This window comes from Streptomyces sp. NPDC048288, assembly GCF_043201555.1.
Taxonomy (GTDB): domain Bacteria; phylum Actinomycetota; class Actinomycetes; order Streptomycetales; family Streptomycetaceae; genus Streptomyces.
Map to the genome: position 1 here is coordinate 306,776 of NZ_JBICZD010000003.1, position 16,253 is coordinate 323,028.

The following is a 16,253-nucleotide window of genomic DNA, read 5'->3' on the forward strand; positions in this document are numbered from 1 at the left end:
GGTTTCCCATCATTCCCTTAAGCTGATGGTGTGCGCAATGAACTGCACCTTGATGCCATCGACCGGGACATTTTGTTTCACCTGCGACAGGACGGCCGCCTGACCAACGTCGAACTGGCCAAGCGGGTGGGCCTCACCCCGCCCCCGTGCCTGCGCCGCCTCAAGCGCCTGGAGGACGCCGGCGTCATCACCGGCTACCGGGCCGTCATCAACCCGGAGGCCGTCGGCCGGGGCCTGGAGGTCATGATCGACATCGAGGTCTCCGCCAACGACCTGCGGACCATCGAGAACCTGGAGAAGACGCTCTCCTCCTACGAGGAGGTCATCGAGTTCCGCCGCATGTACGGCCGCCCCGACTACTTCCTCCGCGTCGCCGTCGCCGACGACGCCGCCTACAACACCTTCCTCACCGGCAAACTCACCGGCCTCCCGGGCATCCTGCGCGTCGAGTCCCACCTGACCATGAAGAAGATCAAGGCGGACGACTGACCACCGCTCCAGGCCCCGTCACCCTCCTGGTTCAGCCGCCGAGCACGGCCCGCACAGTGCGGCGGAAAGCCTCCAGTCCACGCCTCGTCTCATTCAGCCGAGCCGCGTTCTCCCTGATGAGGCGACGCTGTATCGCGCCTTCCGCCCGCGACCAGATCCGCACCGTAGCGACGGTTTCCTTGCACGTGACGTCGGCGAGCGCAGTCGCTCTTTCCCTGCTTCCGACGACCGGGGAATCCAGGTGCCACGCCGGGTCCGCGATCGCCTTCTCCGGGCTTTCATAGCGATAGCCGCGCGACCTCATGCATTTCTCCCAGTCCCGTCGGGCCGAGATCACGTGCGGATCCTTCCGGGACATTTCCAGCGAGACCCAGGAGAGCTGAGCACCGATATCCCCGCGGTAGCCGTCGGCTCCGGCCATGAGTTTCCGCTGGGCGAGAGAGGCACACCCCGCCCCGCCCCGGCCGGTGTTCTTCCCGGCATTCCTGTCGGCGTTCTTGGCCCCCTGGGAACCGAAGTAGGCGACATCGGCGCCGGGCTCGGAAAGTATCCGCTCGCGGCGCCGCGCGATCTCCCCGGAGGACTTGTCGGCCGGCGGGTGGTAGCCGTACCGCTCCGCCGTCCGGCGCTCGACGACCCCGTACCGCCGCGCCAGCGGATCCGGCTTCGGCCGGGGCTCGGCCGGCACGTACCAGGTGAAGCCGGCCCTCTCCATGCAGGAGCGGACGAGGAGTTGCAGCGCCTGATCGGCGTCGGCCTGTTCCCTCGGGGTGAGCTGGTAGGCCTGGAGCGGCAGGGACACCCGCAGGTCCGACGCGATGTCCCGGGCGCCCGCGCGCGGCGGGGAGGATCCGGCACCGGCCGGGACCAGCAGATGTCCCCCCAGGCACAGGGCAGCCAGCAAGGCCGCTCCGGCCACCGTCCCCACCGCACGCCTTCGCATCGCCGGTCAGCAGGAGATGACGTGGCCGCTGGCCACGTTGTTCCAGTCCGAGTCGGGATCCCGGTAGACGTAGCGCAGATCCGGGAGGTCGGCGCCCGCGTCGATCGTGATGGCCGATCCGGTGCGCCCCTGCCCGGAATAGATGGTGGCGGTACAGACGGTCGCGTTGAACCACGAACTCGACGAGTCGTCCACCGGATATCCCGCGTGCAGCGGGTACTCGTTGTTGCTCCAGTCGACATCGGACGTCGTGAAGTCGGCGGCCCAGTCGAAGTTTATCTGCCGGAAGGCGCAGAATTCGCCGTCCTCACAGACACCGTTCTGCCCCTGCGCGACGGCCGTACCGCCCAGGAGCGCAAAGCCCGCGACCAGGGCGGTGACGCAGGTCCCCATTCTTGCCACTGCTTTTCTCACGAAGTCTCCCGTCATGGCGTGATGGCCCGGCCAGCCTCGGCACGACGAGTGAATTCACCTTGAACGAGAGGAGGCCGATTGCCCCCCGGGGGACAACGACGATTAACCACGGAGGAATGGGAATCCCCCTACCGGCCACCCCGTACCGGTCACCCGTACCGGTCGCCCTCTCCTCAGAGCACCGCCAGCAGAATCACCAGCAGCACCGCGCCCGCCACCGCCGGCGCCATCACCTCGTACGCCCAGCGCACCACGATCTCGCCCTGTGCCGACTCCGTCTCGCCCCTGGTCTCCAGCCTGGTGCGCAGGTCGTCCATCACCTTGTCGGTCTCGGCGCGCACCGGCCCGGCCGGCTCGTCCGTACCCCGCAGGCCACCGCCGAAGCCACCGAACCCGCCCAGCCCGCCGCCCGCGCCCGCGCCGGACCCCGTCCGCCCGCGCCGCGCGTCCGTCTCCGCCCGCGCCTGTCGGCGGGCCGCCTTCTTGCGGCTGCGCAGGGACACGGGGATCGCCCACAGCTGGTACTTCGCGCCCGACTTGACGATCACCTCGTTCGAGTAGCCGGAGCGCAGCGACGCGATCTCCCCCCACGGCAGCGTGATCACCCGGAACGGGTTGCGCACCCGCAGCCGGTCCTCGCCCGCGAACACCGCCGGGCGGAGCGTGAAGGCGACGACCAGCGGCACGATGAGGATGAGCGCGGCGAGCGCGAGCCAGGGGGTGTGGCCGCGCCCCCGGAACAGGGCGTCGATGCCGAGCCAGCCGACGATCACGAGGAGCAGGACACCACCGATCAGCGCCTGGGGCGAGCGGTAGATGTGGTCCTTGACGAGGGGCGTGGTCATGTCGCCGATTCTGCCTCAGGCGGGCGCGCGGGCGCCGTGGGGTGTGCGCCCGGTGCGCGGGTGCGGATCGTGAGTGGTTGCCCGCGCGGTTCCCCGCGCCCCTGACGGGGCGCCTGCCGTACCGCCCTACACAAGAACCGTTCCTCGGGGTGTACAGCCGCTACGCGCGTAGATATGCTCGGCTGGTGACCATGCCCACCACCGCACCCCACGCACTTGCTGACGTCACCGCGTCCGACAGCACACTGCGCCGCTTCCTCCACGGGCTGCCCGGCGTCGACGCGGTCGGCCTGGAGGCGCGTGCCGCCTCGCTCGGCACCCGTTCGATCAAGACCACCGCGAAGGCGTACGCCATCGACCTCGCCATCTCGATGGTCGACCTGACGACGCTGGAAGGCGCGGACACCCCGGGCAAGGTCCGGGCGCTCGGCGCCAAGGCGGTCCACCCGGACCCGACGGACCGGACGACCCCCGCCACGGCCGCCGTCTGTGTCTACCCCGACATGGTGGCCACCGCCAAGGAGGCCGTGGCCGGCTCGTCCGTCAAGGTCGCCTCCGTCGCCACCGCCTTCCCGGCCGGCCGCGCCGCGCTCGACGTGAAGCTGGCCGACGTGCGCGACGCGGTCGCCGCCGGGGCCGACGAGATCGACATGGTCATCGACCGCGGCGCGTTCCTCGCGGGGAACTACCTGAAGGTCCACGACGAGATCACCGCCGTACGCGAGGCCTGCGGAACGGCGGCCCGGCTCAAGGTCATCTTCGAGACCGGCGAGCTGTCGACGTACGACAACATCCGCAGGGCCTCCTGGCTGGGCATGCTCGCGGGCGCCGACTTCATCAAGACCTCCACCGGCAAGGTGGCGGTGAACGCGACCCCGGCGAACACCCTCCTCATGCTGGAGGCCGTCCGTGACTTCCGGGCGCAGACCGGTGTCCAGGTGGGCGTGAAGCCCGCCGGCGGGATCCGGACCAGCAAGGACGCGATCAAGTTCCTCGTCCTCGTCAACGAGACGGCCGGTGCGGACTGGCTGGACAACCACTGGTTCCGGTTCGGCGCCTCCTCGCTCCTGAACGACCTGCTGATGCAGCGTCAGAAGCTGGCCACCGGCCGCTACTCCGGTCCCGACTACGTGACGGTGGACTGATCACCATGGCCAAGGAAAAGATGACCACCGCATTCGAGTACGCGCCGGCGCCCGAGTCCCGCTCCGTCGTCGACATCGCGCCCTCCTACGGCCTCTTCATCGACGGCGAGTTCACGGACTCGGCCGACGGCAAGGTCTTCAAGACCGTCAGCCCCTCCACCGAAGAGGTCCTCTCCGAGGTGGCCCGGGCCGGTGCCGAGGACGTCGAGCGTGCCGTGAAGGCCGCCCGCAAGGCCTTCGAGAAGTGGTCCGCGCTGCCGGGCTCCGAGCGGGCGAAGTACCTGTTCCGCATCGCCCGGATCATCCAGGAGCGCAGCCGCGAACTGGCCGTCCTCGAAACCCTCGACAACGGCAAGCCGATCAAGGAGACCCGCGACGCGGACCTCCCGCTGGTCGCCGCGCACTTCTTCTACTACGCGGGCTGGGCCGACAAGCTCGACCACGCGGGTTACGGCGCCGACCCGCGCCCCCTGGGCGTCGCCGGGCAGGTCATCCCCTGGAACTTCCCGCTCCTGATGCTGGCCTGGAAGATCGCCCCGGCGCTCGCCACCGGCAACACGGTGGTCCTCAAGCCCGCCGAGACGACCCCCCTGTCCGCCCTCTTCTTCGCGGACATCTGCCGCCAGGCGGGCCTCCCCAAGGGCGTCGTCAACATCCTTCCCGGCTACGGCGACGCGGGCGCCGCGCTCGTCGCCCACCCCGACGTGAACAAGGTCGCCTTCACCGGCTCCACCGCCGTCGGCAAGGAGATCGCCCGGACCGTCGCGGGCACCCGCAAGAAGCTCACCCTCGAACTGGGCGGCAAGGGCGCGAACATCGTCTTCGACGACGCCCCCATCGACCAGGCGGTGGAGGGGATCGTCACCGGGATCTTCTTCAACCAGGGGCAGGTCTGCTGCGCGGGCTCCCGTCTCCTCGTCCAGGAGTCGATCCACGACGAACTGCTCGACTCCCTCAAGCGCCGGCTGTCGACGCTCCGCCTCGGCGACCCGCTCGACAAGAACACGGACATCGGCGCGATCAACTCCGCCGAGCAGCTGGCCCGGATCACCACCCTCGCCGACCAGGGCGCGGCGGAGGGCGCCGAGCGCTGGTCCCCGGCCTGCGAACTCCCCTCCTCCGGCTACTGGTTCGCCCCGACGCTCTTCACGAACGTCACCCAGGCGCACACGATCGCGCGGGACGAGATCTTCGGTCCGGTCCTGTCCGTCCTCACCTTCCGCACCCCGGACGAGGCCGTCGCCAAGGCCAACAACACCCAGTACGGCCTCTCCGCGGGCATCTGGACCGAGAAGGGATCGAGGATCCTCGCCGTGGCCAACAAGCTGCGCGCGGGTGTCGTCTGGTCCAACACGTTCAACAAGTTCGACCCGACCTCGCCGTTCGGCGGGTACAAGGAGTCGGGCTTCGGCCGCGAGGGCGGTCGCCACGGCCTGGAGGCGTACCTCGATGTCTGACCGACTCAGTGTGTTGAAGACCTACAAGCTGTACGTCGGCGGGAAGTTCCCGCGTTCCGAGAGCGGCCGGGTGTACGAGGTGACGGACTCCAAGGGCAACTGGCTCGCCAACGCACCGCAGTCCAGCCGCAAGGACGCCCGGGACGCCGTGGTCGCCGCGCGCAAGGCGTTCGGCGGCTGGTCCGGGGCCACCGCCTACAACCGGGGCCAGGTCCTCTACCGCGTCGCGGAGATGCTGGAGGGCCGCCGGGACCAGTTCGTGCGCGAGGTCGCCGACGCGGAGGGCCTCGGCAAGTCCAAGGCGGCCGCGGTCGTGGACGCGACCGTCGACCGCTGGGTCTGGTACGCGGGCTGGACCGACAAGATCGCCCAGGTGGTCGGCGGCGGCAACCCGGTCGCGGGCCCGTTCTTCAACCTCTCCTCCCCCGAGCCGACGGGCGTCGTCGCCGTGCTGGCCCCGCAGGAGTCGTCCTTCCTGGGCCTGGTGAGCGTCCTGGCCCCGGTGATCGCCACGGGCAACACGGCGGTGGTGATCGCGAGCGAGAACTCCCCGCTCCCGGCCCTCTCCCTCGCCGAGGTCCTCGCCACCTCCGACGTCCCCGGCGGGGTCGTCAACGTCCTCTCCGGCCGTACGGCGGAGATCGCGGCGCCCCTCGCCGCCCACCAGGACGTCAACGCGATCGACCTCGCGGGCGCCGACGAGGCGCTGGCGAAGGAGCTGGAGATCGCGGCGGCCGACAACCTCAAGCGCGTCCTGCGTCCACAGCCTGTGGATTACTCCGCGACCCCGGGGACCGACCGCATGACGGCGTTCCTGGAGACGAAGACGGTGTGGCACCCGACGGGGGCGCTGGGAGCGTCGGGTTCGTCCTACTGAGCACAGTGGGGAACTGCGGGCCGGTCGTGGCTGGTCGCGCAGTTCCCCGCGCCCCTTACGGGGCGCTCAGCTCCCGGCGCCTCCGAGGATCTGTCCCACCACCGGCAGCGACCCGATCGACGGCGCCTGCGCCAGCGGTCCCGTCAGCATCTTCGACGTCAGCGGCTTGAAGTCGGCCAGCTGGGTGCCGATGCCGTTGTCCAGCGGGTCCACGCCCGTGCCCGCGAGGGGGTTGGGCTTGAGGCCCGCCACCGGTCCGGTGACGTACGGCAGTACGCCGCCCAGCGCCTGCATGCCCGCCTGCGGGTCGATCTGGCCGAGCGAGGTGGGCCGGGTGCGGACCACGTCCAGGACGGGCTGGGCGTCCGCGGCGGCGGTCGCGGCGCCCGCGCCGAGCGCGACGCCTGCCGTGGCGAGGGCGGCCAGGGCACGCCGAGCGGTCGGGTTCGGGGAGGACGCGTGTCGGGACATCGCTGGTGCCACCTTCCGGTGCGCAGGGTAATGAGGTCGGCACACAGGGTAGTTGAGGTGTGACTCACGCTCCAAAGCCGACCCGCGGGGTCGGCAGGAGGCCCACCATGCGTCAAACTGGTGTTCCGTGAGCATTCATCCCCCGTCCCCCGCCCGTGTCGTGCTGCTGTGCGGCCCCTCGGGCTCGGGCAAGTCACTGGTCGCCGCCCGTTCCGGGCTGCCCGTCCTGCGCCTCGACGACTTCTACAAGGAGGGCGACGACCCGACCCTGCCGTCGGTGGCGGGGAGTTCGGACATCGACTGGGACCACCCGGAGTCCTGGGACGCGGAGATCGCGGTCGAAGCCATCGGACGGCTGTGCGCCACGGGCTCGACGGCCGTACCGGTATATGACATATCACTGAGCGCCCGCACCGGCGAGGAGACGCTGGACATCGGCCGCACCCCCCTCTTCATCGCGGAGGGCATCTTCGCCGCCGAGATCGTCGAGCGCTGCCGTGAGCTGGGGCTGCTGGCCGACGCGCTGTGCCTGAGCCGGGGGCCGGTGAAGACGTTCCGGCGCCGCTTCCTGCGGGACCTCCGGGAGGGCCGCAAGTCGGTGCCGTTCCTGCTGCGCCGCGGCTGGCGGCTGATGCGCGCGGAACGCACGATCGTGGCCCGCCAGGTGGCGCTGGGCGCGCACCCCTGCGACCGGGACGAGGCACTGGGCCGGATGGCGGCGGCCGCGGTGGGCCGGCAGAGCCGCGACCGCACGCCCGCGTAGGCACGAAAAAAAGCGGGACTGGATGGACCCCCCGGCCCTCCAGTCCCGCTTCCCCCGTTGCTCCGCCGAACACCCCCGTGTCCCCCGTGGCGGAGCTCCCCCGTGCTTTCCCCCAGGTCCCCCCGGACCCGCTTGTCCCCCGTGTATCCCCCGTGAGTCCCCCCGGACCCTCCCCCGGTCCCCCGTGTTCCCCCGGTTTCCCCGTCAGGATCCCCCCGGATCCCCTTACCTTCAGGCGACGAGCTCCCCGAAGGCGTTCTCCTCGTCACGGCCGAAGCTGAGGACCTCGTCCTCGCGCAGCCGGCGGAGCGACCGCCAGATGCTGGACTTCACCGTGCCGACACTGATGTCGAGGATCTCCGCGATCTCCGGGTCCGTGCGGCCCTCGTAGTAGCGCAGGACCAGCATGGTGCGCTGGAGTTCGGGGAGCCGGGCGAGCGCCTGCCACAGGACCGCGCGCAGCTCGGTGCCGCTCATCGCGTCCGTGTCGCCGGGCGTCTCCGGCAGTTCCTCGGTCGGGTACTCGTTGAGCTTGCGGCGCCGCCAGGCGCTGATGTGCAGGTTGGTCATGGTGCGGCGGAGGTAACCGCCGACCGCGGCCTTGTCGCTGATCCGGTCCCACGCCTTGTACGTCGAGAACAGCGCGCTCTGCAGCAGGTCCTCGGCCTCGTAACGGTCGCCGGTCAGGTGGTAGGCGGTCGCGTACAGGGAGGCGCGGCGCTCCTGGACGTAGGCGGTGAACTCCGCCTCGGTCAGCGAGCGACGCTCCCCCGTGTCCTCCCCGTATGCGCTTCCCCCGGTTCCCCCGTGTGCTTCCCCCGTGAAGCCGTCAACCACCGTCATGTAACCGGTGTGCTGACGCCCGGTGCCGCGAGCGCACCCCCGCCCGCTCACGGCACCGGACTTCTCGGAACCCCGGTGCACGTCGTGCAGACGCGTGATCACTGCGCTGGTGCTGTGACCGATCAGCGTGTTCATCTCGCGCCCCCCGTCGTGGACTTCCGGTAGTTCGGCTTGCCCAGGCTCCGTGCCGCCCGGTTCTTGGCCGGTGGCCCGCTTGCCTGTGCCGAGAACTCTGCCGGGCCACCTTCACGGCCGTATCCGCCGACTGTCACAGACCTGTCACAGGGGTCCGGCACAGAGAGTCGACAGGGGGTGCACAGGTCGTGGCGCTAGCGAGGTTCGCGGAGGGCTACGAGCCGCACAGGTCGTACGACGGGGCCCGCATGGGCCAGAATGAGCCCGTGCCTTCCCTGTTGCTGATCGAGGACGACGACGCCATCCGCACGGCCCTGGAGCTCTCTCTGACCCGCCAGGGACACCGGGTGGCCACCGCTGCGACCGGTGAGGACGGTCTGAAGCTGTTGCGCGAGCAGCGGCCCGATCTGATCGTCCTCGATGTCATGCTGCCCGGCATCGACGGGTTCGAGGTGTGCCGGCGCATCCGGCGCACGGACCAGTTGCCGATCATTCTGCTCACCGCGCGCAGTGATGACATCGATGTGGTGGTGGGCCTGGAGTCCGGCGCCGACGACTATGTCGTCAAGCCGGTCCAGGGGCGGGTGCTCGACGCCCGGATCCGGGCCGTGCTGCGGCGCGGGGAGCGGGAGTCCACCGACTCGGCGACGTTCGGCAACGTCGTCATCGACCGCAGCGCGATGACCGTGACGAAGAACGGCGAGGACCTCCAGCTCACCCCGACCGAGCTGCGGCTGCTGCTCGAACTGAGCCGGCGGCCGGGGCAGGCGCTGTCCCGGCAGCAACTGCTGCGGCTGGTCTGGGAGCACGACTACCTCGGTGACTCCCGGCTGGTGGACGCCTGTGTGCAGCGGCTGCGCGCCAAGGTCGAGGACGTGCCCTCGTCGCCGACCCTGATCCGTACCGTGCGTGGTGTCGGCTACCGCCTGGACGCCCCTCAGTGACCGACCGGCAGGAGGGTTTCCGCGGCTGGGCCTCGGATCGCAAGGGAGCCGTGTCCCGGCTGCGTTTCACCAGTCTGCGGCTGCGGCTGGTGGTGGTCTTCGGGCTCGTCGCGCTGACCGCCGCCGTCTCCGCGTCCGGCATCGCGTACTGGCTCAACCGCGAGGCCGTGCTCACCCGTACCCAGGACGCGGTGCTGCGCGACTTCCAGCAGGAGATGCAGAACCGGGCCGGCGCGCTGCCCGTGCACCCGACCCAGGACGAACTGCAGCGCACGGCCGGGCAGATGGCCAACAGCAGTCAGCGGTTCAGCGTGCTGCTGGTCGGCGAGGACGGCAACGGCAAGACGGTGTACGGCAGTTCGGACGGGCTCAGCGCGTTCGCGCTCGACGACGTACCGACGTCGCTGCGCAAGGCCGTCGACAAGCAGCAGAAGGTGACCGACTCCAACAAGTCGGCGTACCACCTGTACTGGCAGCGGGTAGTCGACCACGGGACGCCGTATCTCGTCGCCGGGACGCGGCTGATCGGCGGCGGGCCGACCGGCTACATGATGAAGTCGCTGGAGCCGGAGGCGAAGGACCTCAACTCGCTGGCGTGGTCGCTGGGGATCGCCACCGGGCTGGCGCTGATCGGCTCGGCGCTGCTCGCGCAGGCCGCCGCCACGACGGTGCTGAAGCCGGTGCACCGGCTGGGGGTGGCCGCCCGGCGACTCGGCGAGGGCAAGCTGGACACCCGGCTGCGGGTGTCGGGCACGGACGAACTCGCCGATCTCTCCCGGACGTTCAACGACGCGGCCGAGGCGCTGGAGAAACGGGTCGACGACATGGCCGCGCGCGACGACGCGTCCCGGCGGTTCGTCGCCGACATGAGCCATGAGCTGCGGACCCCGCTCACCGCGATCACCGCCGTGACGGAGATCCTGGAGGAGGAGCTGGAGGCGGAGTCGGGGTCGATGGACCCGATGATCGAGCCCGCCGTCCGGCTGGTCGTCAGCGAGACGCGCCGCCTCAACGACCTCGTCGAGAACCTCATGGAGGTCACCCGCTTCGACGCCGGTACGGCCCGTCTCGTCCTCGACGACGTCGACCTCGCCGACCAGATCACCGCCTGCATCGACGCCCGCGCCTGGCTGGACGCGGTGGATCTGGACGCCGAGCGCGGCATCCACGCCCGCCTCGACCCGCGCCGCCTCGACGTCATCCTCGCCAACCTGATCGGCAACGCGCTCAAGCACGGCGGTTCGCCGGTGCGGGTGTCGGTGCGGATCGACGGGGAGGAACTGGTGATCGCCGTACGGGACCACGGGCCCGGTATCCCGGAGGACGTGCTGCCGCACGTCTTCGACCGGTTCTACAAGGCCAGCGCCTCCCGGCCGCGGTCCGAGGGCAGTGGCCTGGGCCTGTCCATCGCGACGGAGAACGCCCGGATCCACGGCGGCTCGATCACCGCCGCCAACTCTCCCGAGGGGGGCGCGGTGTTCACCCTGCGGCTGCCCCGGGACGCCTCGGCGCTGGCCGAGGAGAGCAAGGACGGCGGGAACACCGGGGCCACGGGGACCACCGGGGCCATCGGGGCCGCCGGGGAGTCCGGGGCCGCCGGGGAGAAGGACGCCTGATGCATGTACGAAGACTCCTCGCCGTCGCCGGGCTGGCGCTGGCGCTCTCCGGGTGCGGGATCCGGGCCACGGAGGTGCCGACCGACTTCGGCGGGGCGCCGTCGCGGGTGCCGTGCTCGATGACCCAGCCGGATCTGTCGGCGCAGACCGCGCGCGGGGTGCCGGTGCAGGTGTTCCTGCTGTGCGGCGCCTCGCTGGTGACCGTGGACCGGGAGGTGCGGGTGCCGGAGGGCACGGCGGACGCGCAGCGGCGGGTCATCGTCGCCCAGGGGCTGCTGGACCAGCTCGCCGAGACGCCGTCGGCCGCCGAGAAGGACGCCGGTTACACGACGTATGTGCGGGGCGGGATGAGCGTCGGCGGGCCGCGCGCCGGGGACCCCGACGACACGCTGCGGCTGAGCACGTCGCCGCCGCAGCTGACGTCGTACGCGCTCGCCCAGATCGTGTGCACGCTCTCCGACTCGGCGGCGGCGGAGGGGGACGGGTCGGTGATCCTGGGCGGGCCGGGGACGGAGCCGTTGCGGCGGTACGAGTGCACGGACGCGGTGCGGAACGCGCCGAGCGGGAACCGGCCGCCGTCCACTGATGTTGCTTCCGGGTGAGGTGAGGGGCGGTTCGGCGCCTCAGGGGGTGCCACCGAGGGTTTCGGGGCGGGTGCGGGTCGCGTTCGGTTGCTCGCGCAGTTCCTCCCCCAGCCTTCGGCCGGGGGTACCCCCAGCGCCCCTAAGGGGCGCTTTCCGTATCGTGTGTCCGAGGCCTCATCGTCGGATCCGGAACCGATCGTGTGCGCGGGCGCGTCTTGTGGGGCGTGCAGCGTCAAGGCTCCATCGGCGGGAGCGCCGGGATTCGCGTCCGTGTGACAGGGGGTGTCCTCCTTGTCGCACATCTCGCGTTCGTCGCCTGGTTGATGCTGCGGCCGCTGGACGTGCCCTGGGTGATGCCCGCCAACCTGCACCCGTTCGCCGGTATCCGCGCCGATCTGGCACTGGGCTGGCGCGAGGCCGCGCACCGGATCGGTGAGGGGCTGGCGCTGCTCGCCCCGCTGGGGGTGCTGCTGCCGATGGCGCACGGCAGACTCCGGGTCTCCCCGCTCGCCTCCCTGGTCCGTACGGCCACCGCGGGCGCCCTGATCTCGCTGGGCATCGCCCTGCTGCAGACCGGGGTGCCCGGCCGTGTGGTGGACGTCGACTCGGTTCTGCTCAACACCGTCGGCGTGGTCCTCGCGCATCTGGCGGTGGTTCCGGCGGCCCGCTCCCGGCTCCGCCGGCAGGGTGAGCGGCGGCGCCCCGCGGCCCTCCCGCAGGAGGAAGCGGCTCAGGGTCGTACCCCGACGATTCCCAGGGTCGGGATCGCACCGTAGAGCGACGCTTCGACCCGGTTCGTCTCCGTAGCGTAGAGGGCATACGAGGGGCCGCAGGGGCCGCCTCGGACCGGACGCTCACGAAGGAGCCGCGGATGTCCAGCCTCGCCCGCCCCACCCATGGCCGCATGATCGGCGGAGTGTGCGCCGCGCTGGCCCGGCGCTTCGGCACCTCCGCCACCACGATGCGGGTGATCTTCCTGCTGTCCTGTCTGCTGCCGGGGCCGCAGTTCGTTCTCTACATCGCGCTGTGGATCCTCTTCCCCTCGGAGGAGAAGGCCTCCACCGCCTGGTGATGCGCGCGCGGGTCGCCCGTGGTGCGACAAACGCCGTCGGGGCGCCCCGGGCACATGTCCGGGGCGCCCCGACGGCGTCGCGTCGGCCGGGCGGGTCAGCCGAGCGGGATCCCGTTCACCGGCAGGCCGTGGGTGGGCAGGCCCTGCAGCGGCAGCCCGCCGAGGAGGCCGGCGACCGGCTTGGTCGGGCCGTCGGCGAGAACCTGCTGGACGGCCGGCTGGACGGCGGTCAGCCCGCCGCCGAGGGCGCCCTGCGCCTGCTGGACGGCCTCACCGGCGCCCGGCAGGGCCTTGGAGACGTTCTCGGCGGGCAGCGTCCTGGTGACGGTGTCCAGGGCCTGCGGGGCGTCCGGGACGGCCGGGGCCGCGTTGGCCGCGCCCGCGCCGACGGCGGCGAAGGCGGCACCGAGGGCGGCGACACCGAGGGTCTTGGCAGCAGACTGCTTCATCTTCAATGCGTCCTTGGAATGCGGTGACGGGGATCGATAACGCGCTGAGCGGTCCACGACCGTAAACATGCCGGACCGCCCGCCGCAAACACCGAAATGCGGACGACTTGTGAAAGCCTGTCCGTATTCCGCTCCCCGTCCGAACGCCCGCTCAGTCCTCCGAGTCGACAGAACCGCTGGTGGAGGCGGTCTGCCGGAACAGCCATTCGGATTTGAGTTCCGCATATCCGGGCTTGACCACGTCATTGATCATGGCCAGGCGTTCATCGAAAGGAATGAACGCTGATTTCATCGCATTGACGGAGAACCACTGCAGGTCGTCGAGCGTGTAACCGAACGCCTCGACGAGATGCTCGAATTCCCGGCTCATGCTGGTCCCGGACATCAGCCGGTTGTCCGTGTTCACGGTGGCCCGGAAGTGCAGCCGGCGCAGCAGCCCGATCGGGTGCCCGGCGTAGGAGTCGGCGGCCCCGGTCTGGAGGTTGGAGCTGGGGCACAGCTCCAGCGGGATCCGCTTGTCGCGGACGTAGGAGGCGAGGCGGCCCAGCTTGACCGTGCCGTCCTCGTGGACCTGGATGTCGTCGATGATCCGCACCCCGTGCCCGAGCCGGTCGGCGCCGCACCACTGGAGCGCCTGCCAGATCGACGGCAGCCCGAAGGCCTCGCCGGCGTGGATGGTGAAGTGGTTGTTCTCGCGCTTGAGGTACTCGAAGGCGTCGAGGTGCCGGGTGGGCGGGTACCCGGCCTCGGCGCCGGCGATGTCGAAGCCGACGACACCCAGGTCCCGGTAGCGGTTGGCGAGTTCGGCGATCTCCAGGGAGCGGGCCGCGTGCCGCATCGCGGTGAGCAGGGCGCCGACCCGGATCCGCCGGCCGTTCTCCCGGGCGAGCGCCTCGCCCTGCCGGAAGCCCTCGTTGACCGCCTCGACGACCTCTTCGAGGGTAAGCCCCTGCTCCAGGTGCTGCTCGGGGGCGTAGCGCACCTCGGCGTAGACGACACCGTCCTCGGCGAGGTCCTCGGCGCACTCGCGCGCCACCCGGACGAGCGCGTCCCGGGTCTGCATGACTCCGACGGTGTGCGAGAACGTCTCCAGATACCGCTCCAGCGAGCCGGAGTCGGCGGCCTCGCGGAACCAGATGCCGAGCTTGTCCGGATCGGTCTCGGGGAGCCCGGCGTACCCGGTCTCCCGGGCGAGGTCGGCGACGGTGCCGGGGCGCAGGCCGCCGTCCAGGTGGTCGTGCAGCAGAACCTTCGGTGCCCGGCGGATCTGCTCCGGCGTCGGGGTGTTGGCGGTGCTCTGGCTCGTCATTTCCGCACTGTAACTCCTACGCGCGTAGATCGCCGGGTACTCGATGAATTCCCTTTGCCGTCGATACGCAACGGTGACCGCACGGACGGGTCGCGTACACCGCTTCTTCTGACACTGTTCTGTCATGGCACAGCAAGCGACGCCGGTCCGAACGGCCAGCCTGAGCAGGGCAGTCGGCCAGGAGCCGACGACGGTGAGCGGGGCGGTCCTGCTCCTCCCCGGCGGGGAGGAGGTCTCCGCGCGCCGCCCGTCCCTCGTATGGGCGACGGCCTTCGTCCGCGCGCTCGGCCGCCGGCTCGCCCGGGACGGCCGGGACGAGGGACTGGCCGCGCACGTCGTCCACTACCGCTACCGCGGCTGGAACGGCACCGAGGCGAACCTCGCGGAGGACGCGGGCTGGGCGACCGACGAGGTCGTACGGCGGTACGGCGATGTGCCGGTGTGCCTGCTCGGGGTGGGGATGGGCGGCCGGGCCGCGCTGCACGCGGGCGGGCACGAGGCGGTCAACTCCGTCGTCTCCATCGCCCCCTGGCTGCCGGAGGCGGATGTGGCGGCACCCGAGGAACCGGTTCGCCAGCTGGCGGGGCGGCGGGTGCTGTTCGTGCACGGCACGAACGACGAACGCACCGACCCCGAGCTGTCGTTCCAGCTGGCGGCGCGCGCGAAGAAGGCGAACCGGGAGGTGTGCCGGTTCGAGGTGCACTCGGACGGGCACGGGTTGCATCAGCACCGGGACGAGGTGCTGGCGCTGGCGTCGGACTTCGTGATGGGGGCGTTGTACGGGCACGCCGTGTCGCGGCCGGTGGAGGACGCGCTGGCGGCGCCGCCGCCGATCGGGTTGCGGATGCCACTTGCCGCGGGGTTCGGGCGGTCGCTTCGTAAGGGCTGAGGTTCGGGTTCGGGGTGCGAGTACGTGGGTGGTTTTGCGCAGTTCCCCGCGCCCCTAGGCAAGAAGACTCCCCCGCCTTGAAAGCAAGAACTTCTTGAAGGCGGCCACTGGGGGCGTGTCCGGATGGCCCTCCAGCCACGCCACGCCGATCTCTCTCGCCGCCCGTGGGGCCGTGACCGTCAGTTCGGCGACTCCCGGGCGGGGAAAGGCCGGTGGGGGCAGGAGCGCCACCCCCAGCCCGGCCGCCACCAGGCCCCGCAGTGTCTCCGCCTCCTCGCCCTCGAAGGCGATGCGGGGTTTGAAGCCGGCCTCCTTGCAGAGGTCGTCGGTGATGCGGCGAAGGCCGTAGCCCGGTTCCAGGGTCACGAAGGTCTCGTCGGCGACCTCGGCGAGGCGGATGCGGCGGCGGGTGGCGAGGGGGTGGTCGGCCGGTACCACCAGGCGGAGTTTCTGTTCGTCGAGGCGGCGGGCGACGAGGTCCGGGGCGTCCGGCACCGGCGAGGTGAGGCACAGGTCCAGTTCGCCCGCGCGGAGTTTCTCGATCATCGCCTCGCCGTAGTTCTGGACGAGGCTGAAGCGGATGCGGGGGTGGTCGGCGCGGAAGGCGTGGAGGAGGCCGGGGACGGTCTCGGCGCCCATGGTGTGCAGGAAGCCGAAGGCGACCTTGCCGGTGGTGGGGTCGGCGTCGGCGCGGACCTCGTCGGCGGCGCGCCGGATCTCGGCGAGGGCGCGTTCGACCGAGGTGAGGAAGGTGCGGCCGGCGGGGGTGAGGGAGACCGTGCGGCCGTGGCGGGCGAAGAGGTCGACGCCCAGGTCCTGCTCCAGGCGGGCCATCGCGCGGGAGAGGGTGGACTGGGGGACCTCGAGTTCCTGGGCGGCCCTGGTGACATGCTCCGTGCGGGCCACGCCGGCGAAGTACGCGAGGCGTGGAGCCAGCAACATCGTCATGTCTTCTGTGTCACTGGACGGTGACAGGCGCCCCGCCGACCTCTGCTGATGCTCCATGGG

19 protein-coding genes are annotated in these 16,253 nt (G+C 71.0%); 11 read left to right on the plus strand and 8 right to left on the minus strand.

The annotated features are described in order from the left end of the window. Positions 1–30 precede the first annotated feature (30 nt). Positions 31–489: an Lrp/AsnC family transcriptional regulator gene (locus ACGFZS_RS12645; RefSeq protein WP_393795079.1), complete on the plus strand. Its 459-nt coding sequence runs from the start codon at positions 31–33 to the stop codon at positions 487–489. Between the two features lie 31 nt (positions 490–520). On the opposite strand, the gene ACGFZS_RS12650 is transcribed toward ACGFZS_RS12645, so the two are convergent. The 3 genes from ACGFZS_RS12650 to ACGFZS_RS12660 all read right to left on the minus strand — a co-directional run bounded on the left by ACGFZS_RS12650 (position 521) and on the right by ACGFZS_RS12660 (position 2,691). After that, positions 521–1,408, minus strand: coding sequence for a hypothetical protein (locus tag ACGFZS_RS12650; protein WP_393795080.1), 888 nt, complete (start codon positions 1,406–1,408; stop codon positions 521–523). Between the two features lie 30 nt (positions 1,409–1,438). Next, positions 1,439–1,825 carry a peptidase inhibitor family I36 protein gene (locus ACGFZS_RS12655; protein WP_393795081.1) on the minus strand — a complete coding sequence of 129 codons (387 nt, stop codon included), beginning with the start codon at positions 1,823–1,825 and terminating at the stop codon, positions 1,439–1,441. Between the two features lie 194 nt (positions 1,826–2,019). Beyond that, a complete protein-coding gene (locus ACGFZS_RS12660; protein ID WP_393795082.1) occupies positions 2,020–2,691 on the minus strand; it encodes a PH domain-containing protein in 672 nt (223 codons plus the stop codon). A gap of 191 nt (positions 2,692–2,882) precedes the next feature. On the opposite strand from ACGFZS_RS12660, the gene deoC reads away from it, so the two are divergent. The 3 genes from deoC to ACGFZS_RS12675 are packed head-to-tail and all read left to right on the plus strand — an operon-like array spanning position 2,883 to position 6,170. After that, positions 2,883–3,836, plus strand: coding sequence for a deoxyribose-phosphate aldolase (deoC, locus tag ACGFZS_RS12665; RefSeq protein WP_365694911.1), 954 nt, complete (start codon positions 2,883–2,885; stop codon positions 3,834–3,836). Between the two features lie 20 nt (positions 3,837–3,856). Beyond that, on the plus strand, positions 3,857–5,293 hold the full coding sequence (locus ACGFZS_RS12670) for an aldehyde dehydrogenase family protein (protein ID WP_393795083.1): 1,437 nt from the start codon (positions 3,857–3,859) through the stop codon (positions 5,291–5,293). Continuing rightward, a complete protein-coding gene (locus tag ACGFZS_RS12675; RefSeq protein WP_393795084.1) occupies positions 5,286–6,170 on the plus strand; it encodes an aldehyde dehydrogenase family protein in 885 nt (294 codons plus the stop codon). Before ACGFZS_RS12670 ends, ACGFZS_RS12675 begins: the two co-directional genes overlap by 8 nt. A 66-nt stretch (positions 6,171–6,236) precedes the next feature. On the opposite strand, the gene ACGFZS_RS12680 is transcribed toward ACGFZS_RS12675, so the two are convergent. Beyond that, the gene (locus ACGFZS_RS12680; protein ID WP_393795085.1) at positions 6,237–6,641 is read right to left on the minus strand and encodes a hypothetical protein; all 405 of its coding nucleotides are present in this window, start codon (positions 6,639–6,641) and stop codon (positions 6,237–6,239) included. A 127-nt stretch (positions 6,642–6,768) separates the two neighbouring features. Here ACGFZS_RS12680 and ACGFZS_RS12685 point away from each other — a divergent pair, with 127 nt between their 5' ends. After that, the gene (locus tag ACGFZS_RS12685; RefSeq protein ID WP_355715589.1) at positions 6,769–7,404 is read left to right on the plus strand and encodes a uridine kinase; all 636 of its coding nucleotides are present in this window, start codon (positions 6,769–6,771) and stop codon (positions 7,402–7,404) included. Between the two features lie 231 nt (positions 7,405–7,635). Here ACGFZS_RS12685 and ACGFZS_RS12690 read toward each other — a convergent pair whose 3' ends face one another. Beyond that, a complete protein-coding gene (locus ACGFZS_RS12690; RefSeq protein WP_359218093.1) occupies positions 7,636–8,382 on the minus strand; it encodes a SigE family RNA polymerase sigma factor in 747 nt (248 codons plus the stop codon). A 266-nt stretch (positions 8,383–8,648) separates the two neighbouring features. On the opposite strand from ACGFZS_RS12690, the gene afsQ1 reads away from it, so the two are divergent. The 5 genes from afsQ1 (at position 8,649) to ACGFZS_RS12715 (ending at position 12,598) form a co-directional block, all read left to right on the plus strand. Beyond that, the gene (gene afsQ1 / locus ACGFZS_RS12695) at positions 8,649–9,326 is read left to right on the plus strand and encodes a two-component system response regulator AfsQ1 (RefSeq protein ID WP_177232965.1); all 678 of its coding nucleotides are present in this window, start codon (positions 8,649–8,651) and stop codon (positions 9,324–9,326) included. Beyond that, on the plus strand, positions 9,323–10,942 hold the full coding sequence (locus tag ACGFZS_RS12700; protein WP_393795086.1) for an ATP-binding protein: 1,620 nt from the start codon (positions 9,323–9,325) through the stop codon (positions 10,940–10,942). The genes afsQ1 and ACGFZS_RS12700 overlap by 4 nt, the downstream gene beginning before the upstream one ends. Then, positions 10,942–11,544 (plus strand): hypothetical protein, encoded by a 603-nt coding sequence (locus tag ACGFZS_RS12705; RefSeq protein ID WP_393795087.1) that lies wholly within the window; start codon positions 10,942–10,944, stop codon positions 11,542–11,544. Before ACGFZS_RS12700 ends, ACGFZS_RS12705 begins: the two co-directional genes overlap by 1 nt. Before the next feature lie 206 nt (positions 11,545–11,750). Then, positions 11,751–12,302, plus strand: a complete 552-nt coding sequence (locus tag ACGFZS_RS12710) for a VanZ family protein (protein ID WP_393663699.1) — start codon at positions 11,751–11,753, stop codon at positions 12,300–12,302. 95 nt (positions 12,303–12,397) lie between these two features. Continuing rightward, a complete protein-coding gene (locus ACGFZS_RS12715; protein ID WP_365694833.1) occupies positions 12,398–12,598 on the plus strand; it encodes a PspC domain-containing protein in 201 nt (66 codons plus the stop codon). A gap of 95 nt (positions 12,599–12,693) precedes the next feature. Here the strand turns inward: ACGFZS_RS12715 and ACGFZS_RS12720 are convergent, their stop codons facing one another. Then, positions 12,694–13,047: an ATP-binding protein gene (locus ACGFZS_RS12720; RefSeq protein WP_355715606.1), complete on the minus strand. Its 354-nt coding sequence runs from the start codon at positions 13,045–13,047 to the stop codon at positions 12,694–12,696. A gap of 151 nt (positions 13,048–13,198) precedes the next feature. Next, positions 13,199–14,356, minus strand: coding sequence for an adenosine deaminase (locus ACGFZS_RS12725; RefSeq protein WP_393795088.1), 1,158 nt, complete (start codon positions 14,354–14,356; stop codon positions 13,199–13,201). Between the two features lie 124 nt (positions 14,357–14,480). Between ACGFZS_RS12725 and ACGFZS_RS12730 the strand changes: the two genes are divergently transcribed. Then, positions 14,481–15,245 (plus strand): alpha/beta hydrolase, encoded by a 765-nt coding sequence (locus ACGFZS_RS12730; protein WP_393663702.1) that lies wholly within the window; start codon positions 14,481–14,483, stop codon positions 15,243–15,245. A 54-nt stretch (positions 15,246–15,299) separates the two neighbouring features. Here ACGFZS_RS12730 and ACGFZS_RS12735 read toward each other — a convergent pair whose 3' ends face one another. Beyond that, the gene (locus tag ACGFZS_RS12735) at positions 15,300–16,250 is read right to left on the minus strand and encodes a LysR family transcriptional regulator (RefSeq protein ID WP_393795089.1); all 951 of its coding nucleotides are present in this window, start codon (positions 16,248–16,250) and stop codon (positions 15,300–15,302) included. Positions 16,251–16,253: the final 3 nt, after the last annotated feature.

Excerpts from the sequence above, each read along its gene's own strand:
- ACGFZS_RS12655 (WP_393795081.1), bottom strand. The coding sequence starts at position 1,825 with ATGGGGACCTGCGTCACCGCCCTGGTCGCGGGCTTTGCGCTCCTGGGC.
- ACGFZS_RS12660 (WP_393795082.1), bottom strand. The coding sequence starts at position 2,691 with ATGACCACGCCCCTCGTCAAGGACCACATCTACCGCTCGCCCCAGGCG.
- deoC (WP_365694911.1), top strand. The coding sequence starts at position 2,883 with ATGCCCACCACCGCACCCCACGCACTTGCTGACGTCACCGCGTCCGAC.
- ACGFZS_RS12670 (WP_393795083.1), top strand. The coding sequence starts at position 3,857 with ATGACCACCGCATTCGAGTACGCGCCGGCGCCCGAGTCCCGCTCCGTC.
- ACGFZS_RS12675 (WP_393795084.1), top strand. The coding sequence starts at position 5,286 with ATGTCTGACCGACTCAGTGTGTTGAAGACCTACAAGCTGTACGTCGGC.
- ACGFZS_RS12680 (WP_393795085.1), bottom strand. The coding sequence starts at position 6,641 with ATGTCCCGACACGCGTCCTCCCCGAACCCGACCGCTCGGCGTGCCCTG.
- ACGFZS_RS12690 (WP_359218093.1), bottom strand. The coding sequence starts at position 8,382 with ATGAACACGCTGATCGGTCACAGCACCAGCGCAGTGATCACGCGTCTG.
- ACGFZS_RS12705 (WP_393795087.1), top strand. The coding sequence starts at position 10,942 with ATGCATGTACGAAGACTCCTCGCCGTCGCCGGGCTGGCGCTGGCGCTC.
- ACGFZS_RS12715 (WP_365694833.1), top strand. The coding sequence starts at position 12,398 with ATGTCCAGCCTCGCCCGCCCCACCCATGGCCGCATGATCGGCGGAGTG.
- ACGFZS_RS12720 (WP_355715606.1), bottom strand. The coding sequence starts at position 13,047 with ATGAAGCAGTCTGCTGCCAAGACCCTCGGTGTCGCCGCCCTCGGTGCC.
- ACGFZS_RS12725 (WP_393795088.1), bottom strand. The coding sequence starts at position 14,356 with ATGACGAGCCAGAGCACCGCCAACACCCCGACGCCGGAGCAGATCCGC.
- ACGFZS_RS12730 (WP_393663702.1), top strand. The coding sequence starts at position 14,481 with ATGGCACAGCAAGCGACGCCGGTCCGAACGGCCAGCCTGAGCAGGGCA.
- ACGFZS_RS12735 (WP_393795089.1), bottom strand. The coding sequence starts at position 16,250 with ATGGAGCATCAGCAGAGGTCGGCGGGGCGCCTGTCACCGTCCAGTGAC.